At 36.5% G+C, this 20,103-nt stretch carries 18 protein-coding genes; 16 read left to right on the forward strand and 2 right to left on the reverse strand.

Going from position 1 to position 20,103, the window contains the following annotated elements; translation table 11 throughout:
* Nucleotides 1-53: 53 nt before the first annotated feature.
* Nucleotides 54-476, reverse strand: coding sequence for an HYC_CC_PP family protein (locus AC2H4K_RS10215; protein ID WP_493742382.1), 423 nt, complete (start codon nucleotides 474-476; stop codon nucleotides 54-56).
* A gap of 165 nt (nucleotides 477-641) precedes the next feature.
* Nucleotides 642-2,870: a TonB-dependent receptor family protein gene (locus AC2H4K_RS10220; protein WP_491154279.1), complete on the reverse strand. Its 2,229-nt coding sequence runs from the start codon at nucleotides 2,868-2,870 to the stop codon at nucleotides 642-644.
* A gap of 240 nt (nucleotides 2,871-3,110) precedes the next feature.
* Here AC2H4K_RS10220 and AC2H4K_RS10225 point away from each other — a divergent pair, with 240 nt between their 5' ends.
* From AC2H4K_RS10225 to AC2H4K_RS10300, 16 genes are all read left to right on the forward strand, one after another.
* Nucleotides 3,111-3,527: an HYC_CC_PP family protein gene (locus tag AC2H4K_RS10225; protein ID WP_445920585.1), complete on the forward strand. Its 417-nt coding sequence runs from the start codon at nucleotides 3,111-3,113 to the stop codon at nucleotides 3,525-3,527.
* Nucleotides 3,528-3,629: 102 nt separating this feature from the next.
* Nucleotides 3,630-7,367, forward strand: a complete 3,738-nt coding sequence (locus AC2H4K_RS10230; RefSeq protein ID WP_493742383.1) for an efflux RND transporter permease subunit — start codon at nucleotides 3,630-3,632, stop codon at nucleotides 7,365-7,367.
* A gap of 4 nt (nucleotides 7,368-7,371) precedes the next feature.
* A complete protein-coding gene (locus AC2H4K_RS10235; RefSeq protein ID WP_087524312.1) occupies nucleotides 7,372-8,589 on the forward strand; it encodes a TolC family protein in 1,218 nt (405 codons plus the stop codon).
* A gap of 2 nt (nucleotides 8,590-8,591) precedes the next feature.
* On the forward strand, nucleotides 8,592-10,898 hold the full coding sequence (locus tag AC2H4K_RS10240; protein WP_087524313.1) for a multicopper oxidase domain-containing protein: 2,307 nt from the start codon (nucleotides 8,592-8,594) through the stop codon (nucleotides 10,896-10,898).
* Nucleotides 10,899-10,900: 2 nt separating this feature from the next.
* Nucleotides 10,901-12,196: an APC family permease gene (locus AC2H4K_RS10245; RefSeq protein WP_009778910.1), complete on the forward strand. Its 1,296-nt coding sequence runs from the start codon at nucleotides 10,901-10,903 to the stop codon at nucleotides 12,194-12,196.
* 49 nt (nucleotides 12,197-12,245) lie between these two features.
* A complete protein-coding gene (locus AC2H4K_RS10250) occupies nucleotides 12,246-12,632 on the forward strand; it encodes a DUF302 domain-containing protein (RefSeq protein WP_087524314.1) in 387 nt (128 codons plus the stop codon).
* Between the two features lie 38 nt (nucleotides 12,633-12,670).
* Nucleotides 12,671-13,300 (forward strand): DUF3347 domain-containing protein, encoded by a 630-nt coding sequence (locus AC2H4K_RS10255; RefSeq protein WP_087524315.1) that lies wholly within the window; start codon nucleotides 12,671-12,673, stop codon nucleotides 13,298-13,300.
* Nucleotides 13,301-13,753 carry a heme-binding domain-containing protein gene (locus AC2H4K_RS10260; protein ID WP_009778913.1) on the forward strand — a complete coding sequence of 151 codons (453 nt, stop codon included), beginning with the start codon at nucleotides 13,301-13,303 and terminating at the stop codon, nucleotides 13,751-13,753.
* Between the two features lie 18 nt (nucleotides 13,754-13,771).
* Nucleotides 13,772-14,317, forward strand: a complete 546-nt coding sequence (locus tag AC2H4K_RS10265) for a DUF3347 domain-containing protein (RefSeq protein ID WP_087524316.1) — start codon at nucleotides 13,772-13,774, stop codon at nucleotides 14,315-14,317.
* 391 nt (nucleotides 14,318-14,708) lie between these two features.
* On the forward strand, nucleotides 14,709-14,843 hold the full coding sequence (locus tag AC2H4K_RS10270) for a hypothetical protein (protein ID WP_009778915.1): 135 nt from the start codon (nucleotides 14,709-14,711) through the stop codon (nucleotides 14,841-14,843).
* A gap of 13 nt (nucleotides 14,844-14,856) precedes the next feature.
* The gene (locus AC2H4K_RS10275) at nucleotides 14,857-15,414 is read left to right on the forward strand and encodes a potassium channel family protein (protein ID WP_232454931.1); all 558 of its coding nucleotides are present in this window, start codon (nucleotides 14,857-14,859) and stop codon (nucleotides 15,412-15,414) included.
* Nucleotides 15,415-15,434: 20 nt separating this feature from the next.
* The gene (locus AC2H4K_RS10280; RefSeq protein WP_009778917.1) at nucleotides 15,435-15,917 is read left to right on the forward strand and encodes a DUF4440 domain-containing protein; all 483 of its coding nucleotides are present in this window, start codon (nucleotides 15,435-15,437) and stop codon (nucleotides 15,915-15,917) included.
* A gap of 6 nt (nucleotides 15,918-15,923) precedes the next feature.
* Nucleotides 15,924-16,634: a PepSY domain-containing protein gene (locus tag AC2H4K_RS10285; RefSeq protein WP_493742384.1), complete on the forward strand. Its 711-nt coding sequence runs from the start codon at nucleotides 15,924-15,926 to the stop codon at nucleotides 16,632-16,634.
* Between the two features lie 4 nt (nucleotides 16,635-16,638).
* On the forward strand, nucleotides 16,639-18,441 hold the full coding sequence (locus AC2H4K_RS10290) for an efflux RND transporter periplasmic adaptor subunit (RefSeq protein WP_281138996.1): 1,803 nt from the start codon (nucleotides 16,639-16,641) through the stop codon (nucleotides 18,439-18,441).
* Between the two features lie 239 nt (nucleotides 18,442-18,680).
* Nucleotides 18,681-19,247, forward strand: coding sequence for a helix-turn-helix domain-containing protein (locus AC2H4K_RS10295; RefSeq protein WP_281138995.1), 567 nt, complete (start codon nucleotides 18,681-18,683; stop codon nucleotides 19,245-19,247).
* Nucleotides 19,248-19,396: 149 nt separating this feature from the next.
* Entirely contained in the window at nucleotides 19,397-19,960 is a 564-nt protein-coding gene (locus tag AC2H4K_RS10300; RefSeq protein ID WP_281138994.1) for a DUF305 domain-containing protein, read from the forward strand.
* Nucleotides 19,961-20,103: the final 143 nt, after the last annotated feature.

The raw sequence follows: 20,103 nt of genomic DNA on the forward strand, positions 1-20,103 counted from the left end.
CGCTGGCTATAACCAATTGTGCAGTAAAAGGGCTTTTACTGCTATGTAGAAAATCAAATTAAGTAAATCTCGTATAGAGTATGGATGTCCTTGGACAACAAGGGCGGCCTGTAGGCCTGGAAAGGAACTATATTTTTATCTAGCCCTTCAAAAAGGTTAATGTAGGTGTAAATAAATGTTTTTACAAATACTAATTGGTCAGCTTCTAAAACCGTAGTTGATTTTTTGAAGGCGTCATTAGCTTCTTTTAGTATAGTCTGATTGTCGCAACAATCCTTTTCTTGCAATGATGTACATTTTTTAAAAGGATTATCTTCCTTTTGAACCTTATCCTTACAAGCTTCAGCTTTACTGAAGAATGCCATATCCACTAATTTATCACAGCAAAAATGCATATTCACCGTAAAGGAAGAAGTTGACAGTAATATAAATGCTGCCAAAAAGAAGGATAATATTTTTGTAAAAAACGTTTTCAAATTGTAAAGTTAAGAAATTTTGTTTAACATATGAATAAAATGGGTTTGCACTATTAATATGCTTATTATTAATTAATTATGAGTGTTAAACAGATTTCCATTCATACAAATATAAATCTAAAGATTAAACAGAATAATGATTTTTGTCAGTTTCTAAATTTTATTTTAAAACTCATATGCTAAACCAAAGCTTATACCAAATGGATGTCCTGGACGTAATCCTGCCGGAACTCTTGATACTGCATATTTTGAATTAAAAAGGTTCATAATATTAGACGATAATGTAATGTTTTTATCAATGAAATAGAGGGCAGATAAGTCAACGATAAAATTAGAATCTACTTTGAAATTTTCTGGGATAGGTCCAGAACCTGCCTGTGTTCTAAAAGCACTTGTGTATCTTGAATTTAAGTTTACCTCAAATCTCTGATGCTGTAGCCCTAATCTAGCATTTAGTTGGTTTTTTGCGATATAGGGTATTTCGTCTCCTTTGGTAACTAGACCATAGATATCCTCATTACTTTCAAAACTTGTCAGGAATTCGGTATCCGTAAAAGTGTAGGAAATCGAGATAGGAAGTTTGTATTTCTTTGAGGTATTTTGTAGAAGATTATAATTCAATGAAAGTTCAATGCCACTTACGCGGACTTCACCAGCGTTAAACTGGTCCAAACTTCCTGTACCGCCAGTAGCTGCCAAATCACTGCCCAAAAGGTTTTGATAATCATTATAAAACCCAACAATTTCCCCTGATAATCCTTTAAAGCCAAATCGAGAACCCAACTCATAATTAATACTTTCTTCTGCATTTTGTCCCGGTGTATTACTTGGTGGTGAAAACCCTTTATGTATCCCACCGAAGACCGATACATAGTTATTGAATCTGTAATTTACGCCTATGCCAGGAATCCATACATCTACACTGTTCTTGCGAATAGCTAAATCCTGTCCAGTTCTGTTTGGATCGTTGGTGCCATAATCCATTCGTGTTAATGTAATATTTTCATAGCGCAAGCCAGGTGTTAAGGTTAAGTTCTCATACTTTACGGTGTACAATAGGTGTGCCGCCAATGCTTTTGCACTGCTTATACGGTTGGCATTGGTGCCTTTTTCGGCTACGGTAGTTCGTATTAATTCTTGATTTTGAAACGCATACCTGTCCACCCACTGAAAGCGGTCCTCATCGTCTTCGTGGTAACGTATTCCTGCTTCCAAAGTTTGTAGCCAATCCGAATCCCATCGTAATTTAGCAATGGATTGAACACCATTTGAGGTGTATGTTCTGTTATTTGCCTTTATGCCCATAACATCGTTTTGGGTGTTTTCATTTCCTAAGATGGTTTGGAATTCTAATGGATAATCCTGTGGTGCGGACAGGATCTTACCAATGCTCACTCTTTCGTCTAAATTTACGTCGTCCAATTTGTACCAATTGCGCTTGAATTTATTCAGGTAGCCAGTAGTACTTATATTTATCGAAGGGGATACTTGTATAAAATGGGTAAGTTGGTATTGTTGATGTTCGGCGTTCATTACATCTTTTGACGATGCCCTGTATCTTCTATAAGGGTTTTCTTCAAAATCTTCATCGGTCAATCCCAAGTAAGTTTCGTTCGCTTCTTCTTCAGAATATTGGATTTTAAATGTTAGTGACTGATACGTTTTTGCATCTAAATTTGAGTTGACCCTAAATTTGGCCAAATAATCAGATTTATCAAATCCTGTATTGCCACCGCCATCGAGATTTTTAAAACCATCAGAATTATAATTAAAATAATCCGTTACAAATCCAAAATTTTTAAAACTGTCGCCAATAACTAATTGCGTGTTTCTTGAGCCATAATTTCCTGAAGCAATAGAAGCTCTTCCAGAAAACCTATTTGGAATTTGGGAAGATATCATATTAATGGCACCACCTGTGGTATTTGGTCCATATTGAATTTGGCTACTTCCCTTTAAAACCTCTATGGCCTGCATACGACCAATGGTAGGGAAATAATAGGCAGCCGGTGCACTATACGGTGCGGGTGCAATTAAAATTCCATCTTCCATCAAGTTTATTTTTGCGCTGCGTTCAGGCGATGTACCTCGTAAACTTATATTTGGTCGTAGTCCAAAACCATCCTCTTCATAAATATTAATCCCTGGAACGGTTTGTAAAACCCTATTGATATTTGTGTATGAAAACTTTTTTAAATCTTCTTCAGAGATATAGCTCGCTGAGCCCGTTTTGTTTTTAACCTCAAATTTACTGCCCAGTATCGTATTGGCCGTCACAATTACTTCATTTAAGCGTTCTGTCTTTTGTTGGATGGTGTCCTTTTTTTGAGGGTCTGTCTGAGCCAACATTGTGGCTGATTGCAAAACAAATAATAGAAAAATTAGAGTTCTCATTTGCAGTAAATTATTTAGAATGATTTTAAATAGAGGGCAAATGTAGCACACTGTTTTTAAAACACCAATGTTATTTAGAATTAATCTAAATATTTTTTATTTAACTTAATTCATTACAATCAAAATGTAAGATTGTGAAATTGGAAACACTAAATATTTCGTATTCAAATCTCGTCTTTGTTCTAAAAATTTTGTTAAACAAAATTAAAATGTTAAAATTTTTGTAGCTTTGCAGAACAAATGAAGAAGGTATTTTATAAAATAGTATCCTTTTGTATGGCACTTTTAGTGTTCCTATCCACGTTGTCTTTCACAATTGAAAGCCATTATTGTGGGGATGCTCTAGTGGATACCTCCGTGTTTGGTTCTGTGAAAACCTGTGGTATGGAAGCTAAGCAGAAACCGGCTTCTTCAGAATGTAGTTTGACTAAAAAAGATTGCTGTAGTAATGAGCAATTAGTTGTAGATGGTCAAGATAATTTAAAGCTTTCCTTCGATAAGTTAAATAAAGAGCAACAGATATTAGTTGCTACATTCATTTACTCATATATAAATCTGTTTACAGAACAGGAAACAGATAATACTTCTTTTAGAGATTATTCTCCGCCCCCATTGGTCAGGGATGTTCAAGTTTTAGACCAGACTTTCCTTATTTGATTTTTAAGTAATTAGTACTGTAGTCCAACATTAAATTGTATGGACTAAACTGCTTGTTTTTGTTTTTGATAACAAAATTTTAATTACTTAAAACTCTTTTTTATGCTAAATAAAAGCATCAAATTTTTAATAGAAAATAAGTTAGTAGCGGTTTTGCTACTAGCGCTTTTCATTGGTTGGGGTATTGTTAATGCGCCTTTTGAATGGGAAACCGGCTTCTTGCCAAGAGACCCAGTAGCGGTAGATGCTATTCCAGATATAGGAGAAAACCAACAAATAGTATTTACTAAATGGGATGGTCGCTCTCCTCAAGATATTGAAGATCAAATTACCTACCCGCTTACAACTTCCCTTCTTGGAATTCCAGGAGTAAAAACGATACGTAGCAATTCTATGTTCGGATTTTCAAGTATCTATATCATTTTCGAAGAAGAGATAGAATTCTACTGGAGCCGTAGTCGTATTCTCGAAAAGCTGAATTCGCTTCCTGCAGGTTTACTTCCTGATGGTGTAAATCCTGCTTTAGGTCCTGATGCAACGGGGCTTGGTCAAATCTATTGGTATACCCTTGAAGGACGTGACGAAGATGGTAATGTGACTGGTGGATGGGACCTTCAGGAATTGAGAAGCATTCAGGATTTTTATGTTAAATATGCTTTGTCATCAGCGAGTGGTGTTTCAGAGGTATCTTCTATTGGAGGGTATGTATTGGAGTATCAAGTTGATGTGAACCCAGAACTGATGAAACAATACAATATTGGTCTGAATCAAGTCGTCAAAGCGGTCAAACAGAGTAATAGAGATATTGGTGCCCAAACATTGGAGATAAATCAGGCGGAATATCTGATTCGGGGTTTGGGTTATATCGAATCCTTAGCAGATCTAGAAAATGCAGTAGTCACCTCCGAAGATTATACCTCAATCCGTATTAAGGATATAGCTAGAGTAACCCACGGACCTGCAACCAGAAGAGGGCTTTTGGATAAAGAAGGAGCAGAAGTTGTTGGAGGTGTAGTAGTAGCACGTTATGGCGCCAACCCAATGGAAGTCATCAATAATGTAAAAGAAAAAATAAATGAATTAAGTGCTGGGTTACCTACCAAAACATTAAGTGATGGGCGAACCTCTCAGGTAACTATAGTTCCTTTTTATGATAGAACTGAGTTGATACAAGAAACATTAGGAACACTTAATGAAGCACTAACGCTAGAAATCCTCATTACCGTTTTTGTAATTATCATAATGGTGTTTAACCTAAGGGCTTCGGCCTTAATCTCAGGGTTATTACCAGTTGCTGTTTTGATGGTTTTTATATCGATGAAGATGTTTGGTGTAGATGCCAATATTGTAGCCTTATCTGGTATTGCAATTGCCATAGGAACGATGGTAGATGTGGGAGTTATTCTATCGGAAAATGTAATTAGGCATATAGATGAAAATGATGAAGGCTTGTCTATGAATGAAGTAGTGTATAAAGCCACGGCAGAAGTTTCTGGAGCCATCCTAACTGCTGTGATGACGACTATTATCAGTTTCATTCCTGTATTTACAATGATAGGGGCAGAAGGAAAGTTATTCCGTCCATTGGCGTTTACCAAAACTATGGCCTTGGCGGCATCATTAATTGTTGCACTATTCCTGATTCCTCCCTTTGCCGCATTTATTTTCAAGAAGCGGAACCTAAAAACTATGTTTAGCTATGTGCTTAATAGTGTACTGGCTATTTTAGGCTTGATTGCCATTGTGTATGGCCATCTTCTCGGATTAATTCTTATAGCATTTGCGGTAACAGGAGTACTTCTATTAAAAGGAAAAATTTCTTCTGAAAAAGGAAATATTATCAACATCTTTATTTCTGCCTTTGCCATTGTTTTTCTTCTAGCTGAATATTGGAGACCACTGGGCGTTGATAAAAGTATCTTTTGGAATCTCATATTTGTAGGGCTTATTTGCTTTGGGTTATTAGGAGTATTCACCTTATTCAGAAAGCAGTATGTTCGGATACTAAACTGGGCACTTCGTAATAAACTCTTGTTTCTCTCTATACCAACTGCAATCGTTGTTTTCGGGGTTATGATAATGCGTAATACCGGCAAGGAGTTTATGCCATCACTTAACGAGGGATCCTTTCTTTTAATGCCGACCTCAATGCCTCACGCAGGGGTAGAAGAAAACAAGCGAGTTTTACAACAGTTGGATATGGCTGTTGCTAGTATTCCTGAGATTGAAACCGTAGTAGGTAAATCCGGACGTACAGAATCTGCTTTGGATCCTGCACCACTGTCTATGTATGAAAATGTTATTCTTTATAAGCCAGAATATATTTTAGATGAAGATAGAGAGCGACAAAAATTTAAAGTTAATGATGATGGCCTGTTTATGCTCAAAGATGGTTCTCTGGTCATTAACCCTAACGATGATATTAATGACCATTCTAAACATCAAAGCCAAATAAAAAAGGAATTTTATCAGGTTAATTCTAAATTGTTGATTCCAGATGAAGATGGAGAATATTTTAGAAATTGGAGACCAGATATTGAATCACCAGATGATATCTGGAAGGAAATCGTAAAGGTTACAAAACTTCCAGGAGTTACATCAGCACCAAAACTACAGCCCATTGAAACTCGCCTGGTAATGCTTCAAACCGGAATGAGAGCGCCAATGGGAATCAAAGTAAAAGGTCAAGACCTTAAAGAGATTGAAGCGTTTGGAATACAGCTTGAAGATATACTTAAACAGGCAGATGGTGTTAAAGATGAAGCAGTATTTGCTGATAGAATCGTGGGTAAACCATATTTATTGATTGATATAGACAGGGAAAGACTCGCCCGCTATGGAATATCTATAGAACAGGTACAGCAAGTACTGCAGGTATCTGTTGGAGGTATGGTACTTTCTCAAACGGTTGAAGGAAGAGAGCGATACGGAGTTCGGGTGCGTTACCCAAGAGAACTTAGGGCAAATCCAAATGATTTGAAGAATATCTATGTTCCGGTCGAAAAAGGAAAACCTGTTCCTCTTAGCGAATTAGTTACTATCAGGTATGAAAAAGGGCCACAGGTTATCAAAAGTGAAGATACCTTTTTGGTAGGCTACGTGCTTTTCGACAAGTTAGATGGTTATGCCGAAGTTGATGTTGTTGAAAATGCACAAGCCTTAATTCAAGAAAAAATTGATAGTGGCGAACTCATCGTTCCTAAAGGTATTAACTACCTGTTCACAGGTACTTATGAGAATCAGTTGCGGGCTGAAAAGACGTTGGGCGTTGTAGTGCCTTTAGCCTTGGTCATCATATTCCTGATTTTGTATTTCCAATTCCGCTCTGTAGCAACATCACTGATGGTATTTACTGGAATCGCCGTGGCTTTTGCAGGAGGATTTCTGATGATTTGGTTTTATGGACAGGACTGGTTCTTGAACTTTAGCTTCTTTGGTGAGAATCTACGTGACCTTTTCCAAATGCATACCATTAACCTGAGTGTTGCCGTATGGGTCGGGTTTATAGCCTTGTTTGGTATTGCAACTGACGATGGTGTGGTAATGGCTACCTATTTGACCCAAACTTTTGATAGAAACAAGCCAAAAACACTAGAATCCGTTAGGGCCTCAGTGGTAGAAGCTGGGCAAAAACGTATTCGTCCTTGTTTGATGACTACGGCTACTACAATTCTGGCATTGTTACCAGTACTTACTTCCACTGGTCGTGGTAGTGATATTATGATACCGATGGCTATACCAAGTTTTGGCGGAATGTTAATAGCATTAATTACACTGTTTGTAGTACCTGTACTGTACAGTTGGAAGGAAGAATTTCTAGTAAAAAGAATTAAAGAATAAGTAGATGAAAAAAGTAATCTTTTTAATATTAGGATTGTTAGTTGTAGGTGTTACCAAAGCACAGCAATTAGAGACTTATATTCTAGAAGCCGAAAAGAACAATCCAGAAATTCAGGCTTTTGAGCTCAAGTACAACATTGCTTCTGAAAAGGTGAATGAGGTAAACTTTCTTCCAAACACCGAAGTGAGTGCCGGCTACTTTGTAAGCGAACCTGAAACCAGAACTGGAGCACAAGAGGTACGATTATCGGTAAAACAAATGTTACCCTGGTTTGGTACCATAACAGCAAGAGAAAACTACGCAGGCTCTCTTGCCGATGCACAATATGAAGATTTAGTTATAGCTAAACGAAGGCTGGCATTATCAGTTTCCCAATCCTATTACAAGTTATACGCAATAAGGGCAAAACAACGCGTTTTAGATGAGAATATTGAGCTTTTGGAAACCTATGAACGGTTGGCTTTAACATCTGTAGAAGTAGGTAATGCATCTGCGGTAGATGTGCTTCGTTTGCAAATAAGGCAAAACGAGTTGGAACAACGCAAAGAAGTACTGGAACAGGATTATCTGGCGGAACAATCACTCTTCAATAATCTGTTGAACAGAGATGAGACTATTGCTGTGGAGGTCTTTGATACCCTTTCATTACCAGAGCAAGACCCAATTTTGGAAAGAGGTAAATTGGAATTACATCCGGAGCTCATCAAATATGATAAGCTATATGAATCCGTCGATAAATCCGAGATTTTAAATCAAAAAGAATCAGCACCGAACCTCGGTTTTGGATTGGACTATGTAACCGTTGCCGAAAGGCCCAATATGGATTTCAGTGATAATGGTAAGGATATAGTAATGCCAATGGTATCCTTATCCATACCCATCTTTAATAATAAATATAAATCAAGAACCCGGCAGAATAAATTAAAGCAACAGGAAATCACTGCACAGAAAGATGAGCGCAGAAATAGGTTGGAAACCTTACTTGAACAGGCAGTAAATAACCGTGTTTCATCTAGGATTAGTTTCAATACACAAACAAAGAATATAAAGAAAGCTAATGATGGTGAAGAAATTTTAATCAAAAGTTATGAAACCGGAACTATCGATTTTAACGATGTGCTGGATATACAAGAGTTGCAATTGAAGTTTCAAATCAATCAGATTGAATCTATCAAAAACTATTATATCCAATCCACAATAATCAATTATTTAAGCAATTAATTATGAAGATATTAAAAACATTCACATTATTATTAATTACCACTTCAGTTTTCGCTCAGGTAGGAACAAACGGGCAAGATAGAAAAGAAGAAGGACGAATTATAAAGGAATATAACCTTACCATTGAAGAAAATAAAATGACACTTGGTGGTGTTACTGCCAATGCAATGACCTTAAACGGTGGTATTCCTGGTCCTGTTTTAGAATTTAATGAGGGAGACCTTGCCATTATTAACGTCACCAACAAAATGGACGAAGAAACCTCTGTGCATTGGCACGGATTGATACTTCCCAATTTTTACGATGGCGTACCCTATTTAACCACACCGCCTATTGAACCAGGAACAACTTTCCAATATAGAATCCCAATCAACCAATCGGGTACATATTGGTATCATTCCCATACAATGCTACAAGAGCAGAAAGGTGTTTACGGGTCTATCATCATTCACCCAAAAGAGAAAAACTTGGAATATGATAAAGATTTGGTCGTGGTATTATCAGATTGGACGAATGAAAAGCCAATGAACGTTCTGCGAAACCTTAAAAGAGGTAACGAGTGGTATCAAGTTAAAAAAGGAACTGCGGTACCATTGAGCAGGGTTATTTCAGAAGGTGCTCTTGGTGCCCAGCTTAAATTTTGGAGAGACCGTATGGAGGGCGCTGATATTGCCGATATTTATTACCCCGCATTCTTGTCCAACGGTAAAAAATTGGCGGAGTATCCAGAATTTAAAGCAGGCGAAAAAGTGCGTCTTCGCTTTATTAACGCATCGGCCTCAACTTATTATTGGCTGGATTTTGGGGAAGGAAACCCAATGGTGGTATCTAGTGACGGCATTGATGTACAGCCCGTATCTAAAAGCCGGTTTCTATTTGGTATAGCTGAAACATATGATGTTATTGTAACAATTCCCAAAGGCACATTAGAAATTACCGCAACAGCCCAAGATGGCTCTGGTCATACCTCTGTACAATTAGGTAGTGGCACCCTTTATCCAGCCAAAAGAATAGACAGACCTGATAAAGTAGAGATGATGAAACAAATGGGAAAAATGGATATGAAAATGGGAGCCCCTGCAATGGTAGGTAACAAAAAGAAGAATACACCTGAAGTTTTAATGCAGAAGTATGGAATGAAGATGGATATGAAAGATGGCCAGATGAAAACTGGAATGCACGATAAAATGTCAATGAACGATGGTAAAATGGGTAATCAAAAAGATATGAAAGCAAATGACCATATGGGTCACGATATGCAAATGATGCAGAAGGATACGGCCTCTTTTGATTATAGCGCACGGAAAACCTACTTCAACTACGACTTTTTAAAGGCAAAGAAAAATACCACATTCAAAGCTGATTTGCCTGTAAACGATATTCTGTTGAACCTTACCGGAAATATGCAACGTTACGTATGGAGTATGAACGGTGTACCACTTTCAGAGACCGATAAAATAAAAATCAAAAGTGGAGAAGTAACCCGAATAACACTCAACAACTTAACGATGATGCACCACCCAATGCATTTGCACGGTCATTATTTTAGGGTCATCAATGAAAATGGGGAACGTTCACCATTAAAGCATACCGTCAATGTACCGCCAATGCAGAAAGTGGTTATAGAGTTCTACAATGAAGAGTACGGTGATTGGTTCTTTCATTGTCACGTCCTATATCATATGATGGGTGGTATGGCAAGGGTGTTTAGTTATGATACCCCAAGGGATAAAAGAATGGAAGATTTTCCCGTTCAAAAACTCATCGATGAAACAGACCATTATTATTCTTGGGGATTGGTTCGTGCAGGCTCAAACTTTAACGAACTCTTTTTAACATCCAGCAACATCCGCAATGAATTTGGATTGAGAGCAGAATTCGATTATGACAAAAACCTTGAGGCGGAAGTAAATTACAATAGGTACCTAAATGACTGGGTACGTCTCTATGTAGGTGTAAACACCGAAACGGAAATACCTGATTCCTTTGATGAGTTAAATACTGTTGGTCTTATTGGGGTAAAATACTTTACGCCCTACAGGTTCAATGTAGATGTGAGTATGGACCATCAACTACGCCCAAGGGTACGCCTGGATAGGGAGCTATTGATTTTTCCTAGGATTTTTCTGGAAGGCGAATACGAATACAGAGCAGACTTTGGATGGGTCAATGATTTAGGAGATAGCTCTTATGAGAGCGAAACACAATGGTTGGTAGGTCTTTCGTACATCCTCTCTAGAAATTTTTCAATACAAGGAAACTATAACAATCGATACGGCTGGGGTGGCGGTCTATTAGCACGATTTTAAAAATGGCAGAGTATAAAAAAAATAGTCTCAGTTTAACAGGTGCGGTATCGTTAGGTACAGGTGTGATGATAGGTGCCGGAATATTTGCATTATTGGGTCAGGTAGCCGAATTATCTGGGCAATGGTTCCCATATGCATTTTTGATAGGAGCCATTATTTCAGGATTCAGTGCCTACACGTATGTTAAGATGTCCAATGCCTACCCTTCAGCGGGAGGAATTGCTATGTATTTAAAAAAGATATATGGTAAAAGTGCATTGACTGCCTCAGGAGCTTTATTAATGGCTCTTTCAATGATAATCAATGAAAGTTTGGTAGCCCGAACCTTTGGTTCGTACACATTGCAGTTATTTGATGTAGGGGAAAATAGTGTATGGGTGCCCATTTTAGGGGTAATACTATTGGTAATTGCTTTTCTAATTAATATCTCTGGTAATAATATCATAGGAAAGTCTTCTTTGGTAATGGCAATCCTTAAAATTGGTGGTATAGCCATATTTGCCATTGGTGGACTTTGGGCAGCAGGATTCTCGTTTTCAGAAATTGTTCCTTCAGAAAACCTAACTGAATATCCGTTAACCAACTACTTAGGTGCTCTGGCATTATCAATTTTAGCTTATAAAGGTTTTACCACAATTACCAATAGTGGTGGTGAAATTATCAATCCTAATAAAAATGTAGGTCGAGCTATCATTATTTCATTGCTTATTTGTACGGTCGTATATATGTTGGTGGCCTTTGCAGTCTCATCTAACCTTTCTATTGATGAAATAATAAAAGCTAAAGACTATTCCTTGGCGGAAGCATCTAGACCTGCTTTTGGAAAGTATGGACTCTGGTTTACAGTCGGTATCGCTATCGTGTCAACAATTTCAGGGGTTATTGCCAGTATTTTTGCTGTTTCGAGAATGACGGCAATGTTGACCGAAAAAGAACTGATACCTCATAAGCATTTCGGGATGCCAGGTCGGTTACAAAAGCATATGCTGGTGTATACGGTTGTCTTAGCATTAGCACTTACCATTTTATTTGACCTAACAAGAATTGCCTCATTGGGAGCAATATTTTACTTAATAATGGATATCGGAATTCATTGGGGCGTACTAAGAAACTTAAGGCAAGATGTAGATGCTAAACCGGCAATATTGATAACTGCAATTTTTCTCGATGTAGTCGTTCTCGGAGCTTTTTTATGGATAAAAGCGAGTAGTGACATTTTAGTTGTGGTTGTTGCAGCAATATTGATGGTGTTAATCTATTTCGGCGAGAAATTGTTTTTAAAAACTAATACTACCTAATGATAGCAAAAAAAATGAAGTAATAATTAATTCAAAAATAAATAGAAATATGAGCTACTACTTTAATAAGACAATCAATGGAACCTTTGAAGGGATTATTGATAAAGTTACACAAAAATTAAAAGAAGAAGGTTTTGGAATACTCACAGAAATTGACGTATCAGAAACCCTGAAGAATAAATTAGACGTGAACTTTAAGAAGTATAAGATTTTGGGAGCGTGCAATCCACCCTATGCCCATAAAGCGTTACAAGCTGAGGATAAGATTGGAACGATGCTACCCTGTAATGTTATAGTTCAGGAAATTGAAGCAGGAGTTTTTGAAGTTGCTGCAGTAAATCCTATGGCATCTATGCAGGCTGTAGAGAATGAAGATTTAGAGAAAATTGCGGACGAGATTTCGGCAATGTTGGAAAACGTCATTGAAAAGCTATAGAACACTAAAAATAAATACAAACATAAATCAAAAACAAAATGAGCAAATTAAAATTAGTAATAGGAGTAGTTGCAATAGCATTTGTAACCCTAACAGCAGCGTCTTGTAAAGATGCCAAAACAGAGAAAAATAATTCTACTGACCATCATTCAGAAATGAATGCTAATGGTGACCATTCAAAAATGAATCACGACAATAGTGATGGTCACCACGATGGAGAGAAAAAGGAAATGGCAATGAGTGGAGATGGCAATCCACAAGCAGTCTTAAATGACTACTTCAACTTAAAAGATGCCTTGGTAGGAGATGATAATGCCAAAGCCAAAGAGCTGGGAGCAATCCTTGCAACATCCTTAGGCAAGCTTGATATTTCAAAATATACGGGTGCCCAGCAATCAGATTTAAGGGACATTGTTGAGGATGCGGTAGAACACGCAGAGCATATATCAGAAAGTGATATCGCACACCAGCGAGAGCATTTCAAAATATTGAGTAAGGATATGACCGATATGGTGGCAATCACAGGAACTGAGAACACACTATATCAACAATTCTGTCCAATGTACGATGGGGGTAGCGCTTGGTTGAGTATGAGTGAGGATATCAAAAATCCATACTACGGAAGCAAAATGTTAACCTGCGGAAAAGTTCAAAAAGAAATCAATTAAATGAAGGCTGTAAAAATCATAGCAATAGTATTGTTGGTTGCCTTTGTGGTCATACAGTTTATTCCTGTAGACCGCAATCAAAGCGACAGTGTCCCAAAAACCGACTTTATGTTGGTGAATGATGTCCCAAGTGATATCAAGGACAAGTTGCGGGTCTCTTGTTATGATTGCCATAGTAACAATACACAATACCCTTGGTACAACAAGGTGCAACCTGTGGCTTGGTTTCTTGAAGGACATATAAAAGAAGGAAAATCAGAGCTAAATTTTAACGAGTGGGATGCTCTATCAAACCGTAGAAAAGCCAGTAAGCTAAGGTCCATCATTAAACAAATTGAAAGTGGTGAGATGCCTTTAGCTTCTTACACCTTAATTCACAAGGATGCCATTTTTTCAGAAGAAGAAACTAAGCAGGTTGTTAAGTATATGGAAAATTTAAAAGATAGTTTATAAATAAAAAAAACAGATAAGATGAAAAATTTAAAAATGAATATAGCAGTGATGCTATTGTTAGCAGTTTCTTTTACCAACGCACAGGAAAAAGAAAAAATGGGTCACAAACATCATCACGATAAAATGATGAATATGAAGAGTGATTTAAAGTCCGAAGCGATTTTAAGTGATTATTTCAATCTAAAAGACGCATTGGTAGCGGATGATTCAAAGAAAGCAGCTGCGACAGGTACTAAATTGGCGGCTTCACTAAAAGCATTTGATACGTCAAATTATACCGAAGAGGAGCAAAAAGAATTGACTGATATTATTGACGATGCTATGGAGCACGCAGAGCATATTGCAAAAAGCGATATTGGTCATCAAAGAGAGCATTTTAAAACATTAAGTAAGGATATAACGGATATGGTGGCTATCACAGGTTCAAAGAATATGCTTTACCAGCAGTTTTGCCCAATGTATGATAAAGGCAGTGCTTGGTTGAGTGCAAATGAAGAAGTTAGAAACCCATACTATGGAAGCCGAATGCTAAAATGTGGTAAAGTACAAAAGACTATTCAATAGAAACTCTATAGGGACCATTCTATCATACTGGTTTGTTAGTTAACAGTAGATAGGAAGGTATTATTAGACTTCGGAATAGCAAAAGTCCTGTCGTGGGAAGGAAAATGTTGATGGTTAGTGTTAGTTCCTTCCCGTGTCAGGCACAAGATTTTTGAAAAAGAAAGGTTGATTTGGTTAATAGCAGCCTGCATAAGGGAGAGGGAATAAATCCCCCTAGATTACTAGTATCTCTCTTCCTATGTCAGGCAAAATAAAAAGTGAAAAAGAGAACTCATAGAAAAGTACTGGATTATGGAAGTAATGCCTGTTTTTTTGATTGATGGATAGAGTTTGACTCTCATAATCACGTGTTAACCGTGTGGATTTAAGTACAACATAAGGTTTTAAAACTATGAAAGATTGTTGCAAAGACGGATGCCATCAAAAAGCAGAAAAATCTATTATTAAAAAATGGTTCAACTATTTAATCTATGTAATACTGTTAATAATAAATGGTGGTGCATTAGTACTTCAATTATTTGATTAAAGGATTAATAAAAGTGAATAAGGAAGATATGGCAAAAACACCTGAAAGTACTAGTTTTTATGAGCAGCTCTTTAAAAAAGTATTGTTCACCACAAGCGTAGTTGTTGTTTTGTCATTAAGCTATGTATTATGGGTTAATGAAAACCCCGACAGCTTGTTTCTACCAGTGTTGGTAGTTGGGTTGGCCTTTGTCAAAACGATTTTTATTGTTAGGCTCACTTTTCTACAGTTAAGTAAAATAATAGGAGAAAGCCATCAGCTTACACACGTTCTAACATTATTTGCAGTGTTAATTGTTTTGATAATCCTATCATTTTCAGCAGATTATTTAGCATTGTACGTATTGAATTCAGAAAATTTTAAGTCAGCAACATCAATTAATGGTTCATTCCTTCTAGAATTTTTTGAATTTACATATTTCAGTCTAATCACTTTTTCATCCGTTGGCTTTGGTGATATAGTGCCTTTAACTATTTCTGGTAAACTCTTGGTAATTATGGAAGTTTTCTTGAGCTTTTTTGTTTTGGTTTTTGGTATTGCCAATATTAATAGAATACACGTTGACAAATAACCCGTTTAATAACTATAATTATGAAAGTACTTAAATTAATTACACTAATGACTGTTCTCATTACAACAGTCAATTTTACAAATGCACAGAATAGTGAGGATACAATAGATAAGCAAGATGTTATCGAAGTAATGAAATCATACAAAGATGCATTACAGAATCTTACAACTGAAGGCACATTCGAGTTGTTTGCTAAAGATTCTGAGGTATATGAATCTGGAGGTGTAGAAGGGAGCTATACTCACTATATAGAACATCATTTGGGACCAGAATTAGGGCACTTTAAAAGTTTTGTATTCTCAGATTACGAAATTGATGTGCAAGTAGATGCGCCATATGCCTTTACTACAGAAACCTACATCTATACCATTGTTTTAATCCCAGACGATAAGGGTAATTCCCGTACCATAAAGAAAAAAGGAGTTGCAACATCAATTTTAAAGAAGGTGGAAGGAAAATGGAAAATTATTAAAACACATTCATCATCAAGAAATAAAAAATAGCGGCTAATGATAGGTAGAAAAACGGCACTAAAAATTAGAAAGACTCATAGATACTTAGGTCTTTTCATTGGCATCCAATTCCTAATGTGGACTATCAGTGGTTTATATTTTAGTTGGACCGATATAGATGATATACACGGTGACCAGTTTAAGAATTTACAGTATCAGCCAAAGGCATTTCAAAACCTTTTAAGTCCTGCTCAATTAGACGTGCCAAAAGGCATACGCACAATAGAACTAAGAGATATAAATAAAATACCCTATTACTGGATAAATGAACAACAGCTTTTCAATGCCTTAAATGGAGAACTAAAATCAGAAATAAGCAAAGACGAGGCAGTTTATGTAGCAAAACAGTATATGAAGAAAGAATTAGAAATTATTAATGTGGAGTGTATCACAGAAGTAGGCAAACAGCACGAGTATCGAGAAAGGCTATTGCCGGCTTATGTGATATCCTATGCAGATAATGAAGCTTTAAAAGCCTATGTGTCAGTAAATGATGGGAAATTCCAAACTGTTAGGCATCGCCGTTGGCGTTGGTTCGATTTTCTATGGATGACACATACAATGGATTATGAAGGTCGAGATAATTTTAACACCACCGTTTTAAGGGCATTCTCATTATTGGGATTAATAACAGTATTGAGTGGGTTTTTACTATGGTATACATCATCACCTACAATCAGAAAGATAATAAAAAAGAAAAATAAATAATATTATGAATAAAAACATCATATACATAGGTGTTGCATTAATTGTTGGCCTACTAGGTGGCTATCTAATATTTGGTGGAGGTTCTGCTGATACTGCAACAAACAAGGTTAAAGACGACCACAATCATTCAGAGGAAATTGCATCAGGTCAAATGTGGACCTGCTCAATGCACCCACAGATAATGCAACCCGAACCGGGTGATTGCCCTATATGTGGTATGGATTTAATACCTGCGGAAACAGGTGCCGATGGATTATTGGCAGACCAGTTTAAAATGACTGAAAACGCAATGGCATTAGCTAATATTCAAACAACAGTAGTAGGGTCAGGAGCCATTGAAGCAGGTACACTTAAACTATCGGGAAAAATAAGGGAAAATGAAGAGTCCAATGCTGTTCAAGTAACTTATTTTGCAGGTAGGATTGAAAAGCTTTATGTGAACTCTACAGGAGAAAGAGTTGGTAAAGGGCAGCGTTTGGCCACTATTTATTCGCCAGAATTGGTGTCCGCCCAGCAAGAACTCTTAACAGCTGCTTCCCTAAAGGAATCTCAACCTGAACTATATTCGGCTGTCCGAAACAAACTCAAATTATGGAAACTTTCAGAAAAGCAAATTAATGCTATTGAGCAGGCAGGAAAAGTGCAGGAATACTTTCCTGTATATGCCACTGTTTCAGGAACTGTTACCCATAAAATGGTGGAAGAAGGTGATTATGTAAAACTGGGTCAACCGCTTTACAAAATAGCAAATTTAAATACTGTTTGGGCAGAGTTCGATGCGTATGAAAACCAAATAGCTTCACTAAAAGAAGGTCAAAGTATAAAAATTGTCACTAACGCATATCCAAATCAAGAGTTTGATGCTAAAATTTCATTTATAGACCCAATTCTTAATTCAGCTACAAGAACCATAGTTGTTCGTGCTGTATTAAATAATAGAAAAGACAAATTTAAACCAGGGATGTTTGTAGAAGGAAAGGTTGAAGGAGCTGAAATGCAGATGAACGAAGCCATCAATGTACCAGCAAGTGCAGTAATGTGGACAGGAGAACGTTCTGTGGTTTACGTTAAGACTAACCCTAATGAGCCAGTTTTTGAAATGCGTGAGGTATTACTTGGTAATGCTAGTGGAGACACCTATACCATTATCGAAGGATTGCAAAATGGTGATGAAATCGTAACAAACGGAACGTTTACGGTTGACGCTGCTGCTCAATTGCAAGGAAAGAAATCTATGATGAATACTGAAGGGGGCAAAACAATGACAGGACACGAAGGGCACTTGGGGATGCAAAATGATGGTTCGGGAGATAAAATGAACAACACAAATCATTCAGAGATGAATAAAAGAATAAAAGTTGCCGGCAAATTTCAAAATCAATTAAAAAGCGTTTTAGAAGGCTATATTCTTCTGAAGGATGCCCTTGTTAATGACAATGCCACAGAAGCACAGACTGCAGCAAAAAAAATAGGTCAGAATCTAGCAAAGGTAGATATGAAATTATTGACTAATGAGGAAGCACATAACCATTGGATGACGATTCAAAAAGAACTGAAAAACTCTGCAAATGCCATTGAAAACAATTCAGATATAGCAGTACAGAGAGACCATTTTAAGCATCTTTCTGCTCATATAACAAGTGGTATAAAGCTTTTTGGAGTTAACCAAAAAGTATACCGTGATTTTTGCCCTATGGCAGATAACAATAAAGGTGCCTTTTGGTTAAGTCTCGAAGAAGAAATTCGTAATCCGTATTACGGAGAAGCAATGCTAAAATGTGGTGAAGTAAGGGAGACTTTAGAATAGGTCAGCCTTAAATAAGAGTTCCATAAAGAAATATATGCAATGGTAAGAAGAGCGATGATGAGTGAGAGTAGAAGAAATAGGAGAAAAGCTGAAAGAAATAAGCGCCGAACTAAGAACAATATCACTAAAAAAGATAGAATTATTGGAATATTGGCCCTAATCATCATATTTATTATAGCCGCTATTGCAGCGTATTTCTATTCACTTTCAAAAGCTGGGATAAAGTTGTTTTAAAAAAAATGAGTTATAAAGTTCACATAAAAAATATGGTATGTCCGCGATGTATCTCTGCGGTATCTAATATTTTGCAAGAACTGAAGATACCATATAGCTCAATAAAATTGGGAGAAGTTGAATTAACAAAATCTTTAAGCGTGGAAAATAAAAACAAGTTTTCCAAAGCACTTCAAGATATTGGATTCAGTTTAATCAACGACCGTAGAAGTCAGCTTATAGAACAGATGAAAACCTTGGTGGTAGACAAAATTTATTACTCATCAGAAGATTTGAACATTAAATGGACAGACTTTATTAGTGAAAAATTGCGCCTGGACTATAAATATTTAAGCTCACTTTTTTCATCAGTAGAGAGTATCACTTTTGAACAATATATCATTAACCAAAAAATTGAGCGTGTTAAAGAACTCATCGTTTATGACGAGTTAACCTTAAGCGAAATAGCTTTTAAGTTAAACTATAGTAGCGTTGCTTACTTAAGTAATCAGTTTAAAAAAGTTACGGGAATGACACCTACACAGTTTAAAAATAATAGAGATAAGAACAGAAAATCGCTTGATGAATTTTAGGATATTGAGAGTTCAATGCCACTTTTATGTGGTAAAATCGATTAGTGTTTTAAATGAGTTAAAGTATTACCTATTGTAGCAAATACTTGTTTTGTATAAATCTTAATTTTAATGAATTAAATTAATTAAAATAACCAAAAATATAAACTATGGAAAACAACGAAAAAAAGCCAAATAATTATTTAAAATTTTTCGCAATGATTGGCACCTCAATGGTTGCGATGTTCTTTTTGATGTACACACACTCGTATCAGATTATTGACCATTTCTGGTACAGTGAGACCCGTTTTTTTATGACCCTGATCATGGGTGGGTCGATGGTCATTATTATGCTACTGTATATGTTGCAAATGTACAAAGACCGAAATAAGAACATTTCAATATTTGCCTTGGGTATTCTGTTGATTGTAGGTGGTATATGGCTGGTCAGAAGTCAGGTCACGGTTTCCGGTGTTGACTATATGGAAGGAATGATACCCCATCACTCTATAGCTATTTTAACTAGCGAACGTTCTAAAATAAAAGATGTCAGGGTAAGGAAAATTGCCGATGAAATCATCAAGGCGCAACGTAGGGAAATAATGGAAATGCAATGGTTAATCAATGACATTAAGGAAAATGGAATAGTGGAAACAGAAGAGGAGAGAAAGAATCGCCCAATTCCCAAATTTGAAGGTTCGCTTACCGAGGAAACAAAAAATCTAAACGACTAAGAGAAAATAAAGGCAGCATCAATTATTTGGAGAAAAGTTTTCCAATAAAATCACTTGCTATCACTAGGTGATTTCTTTGGAAAGCTTTTTTTAAGAATGGCTAGAAATTTAATAGTAAATCATCAGTTTAGAAAATTTCTTGA

It is taken from the genome of Winogradskyella sp. 266wxhm, assembly GCF_058964685.1.

Coding starts and splice junctions, on each gene's coding strand:
- AC2H4K_RS10245 (WP_009778910.1), top strand. CDS start 10,901: ATGGCAGAGTATAAAAAAAATAGTCTCAGTTTAACAGGTGCGGTATCG.
- AC2H4K_RS10290 (WP_281138996.1), top strand. CDS start 16,639: ATGAATAAAAACATCATATACATAGGTGTTGCATTAATTGTTGGCCTA.
- AC2H4K_RS10280 (WP_009778917.1), top strand. CDS start 15,435: ATGAAAGTACTTAAATTAATTACACTAATGACTGTTCTCATTACAACA.
- AC2H4K_RS10240 (WP_087524313.1), top strand. CDS start 8,592: ATGAAGATATTAAAAACATTCACATTATTATTAATTACCACTTCAGTT.
- AC2H4K_RS10285 (WP_493742384.1), top strand. CDS start 15,924: ATGATAGGTAGAAAAACGGCACTAAAAATTAGAAAGACTCATAGATAC.
- AC2H4K_RS10220 (WP_491154279.1), bottom strand. CDS start 2,870: ATGAGAACTCTAATTTTTCTATTATTTGTTTTGCAATCAGCCACAATG.
- AC2H4K_RS10300 (WP_281138994.1), top strand. CDS start 19,397: ATGGAAAACAACGAAAAAAAGCCAAATAATTATTTAAAATTTTTCGCA.
- AC2H4K_RS10250 (WP_087524314.1), top strand. CDS start 12,246: ATGAGCTACTACTTTAATAAGACAATCAATGGAACCTTTGAAGGGATT.
- AC2H4K_RS10295 (WP_281138995.1), top strand. CDS start 18,681: ATGAGTTATAAAGTTCACATAAAAAATATGGTATGTCCGCGATGTATC.
- AC2H4K_RS10255 (WP_087524315.1), top strand. CDS start 12,671: ATGAGCAAATTAAAATTAGTAATAGGAGTAGTTGCAATAGCATTTGTA.
- AC2H4K_RS10265 (WP_087524316.1), top strand. CDS start 13,772: ATGAAAAATTTAAAAATGAATATAGCAGTGATGCTATTGTTAGCAGTT.
- AC2H4K_RS10230 (WP_493742383.1), top strand. CDS start 3,630: ATGCTAAATAAAAGCATCAAATTTTTAATAGAAAATAAGTTAGTAGCG.
- AC2H4K_RS10260 (WP_009778913.1), top strand. CDS start 13,301: ATGAAGGCTGTAAAAATCATAGCAATAGTATTGTTGGTTGCCTTTGTG.
- AC2H4K_RS10235 (WP_087524312.1), top strand. CDS start 7,372: ATGAAAAAAGTAATCTTTTTAATATTAGGATTGTTAGTTGTAGGTGTT.
- AC2H4K_RS10270 (WP_009778915.1), top strand. CDS start 14,709: ATGAAAGATTGTTGCAAAGACGGATGCCATCAAAAAGCAGAAAAATCT.
- AC2H4K_RS10225 (WP_445920585.1), top strand. CDS start 3,111: ATGAAGAAGGTATTTTATAAAATAGTATCCTTTTGTATGGCACTTTTA.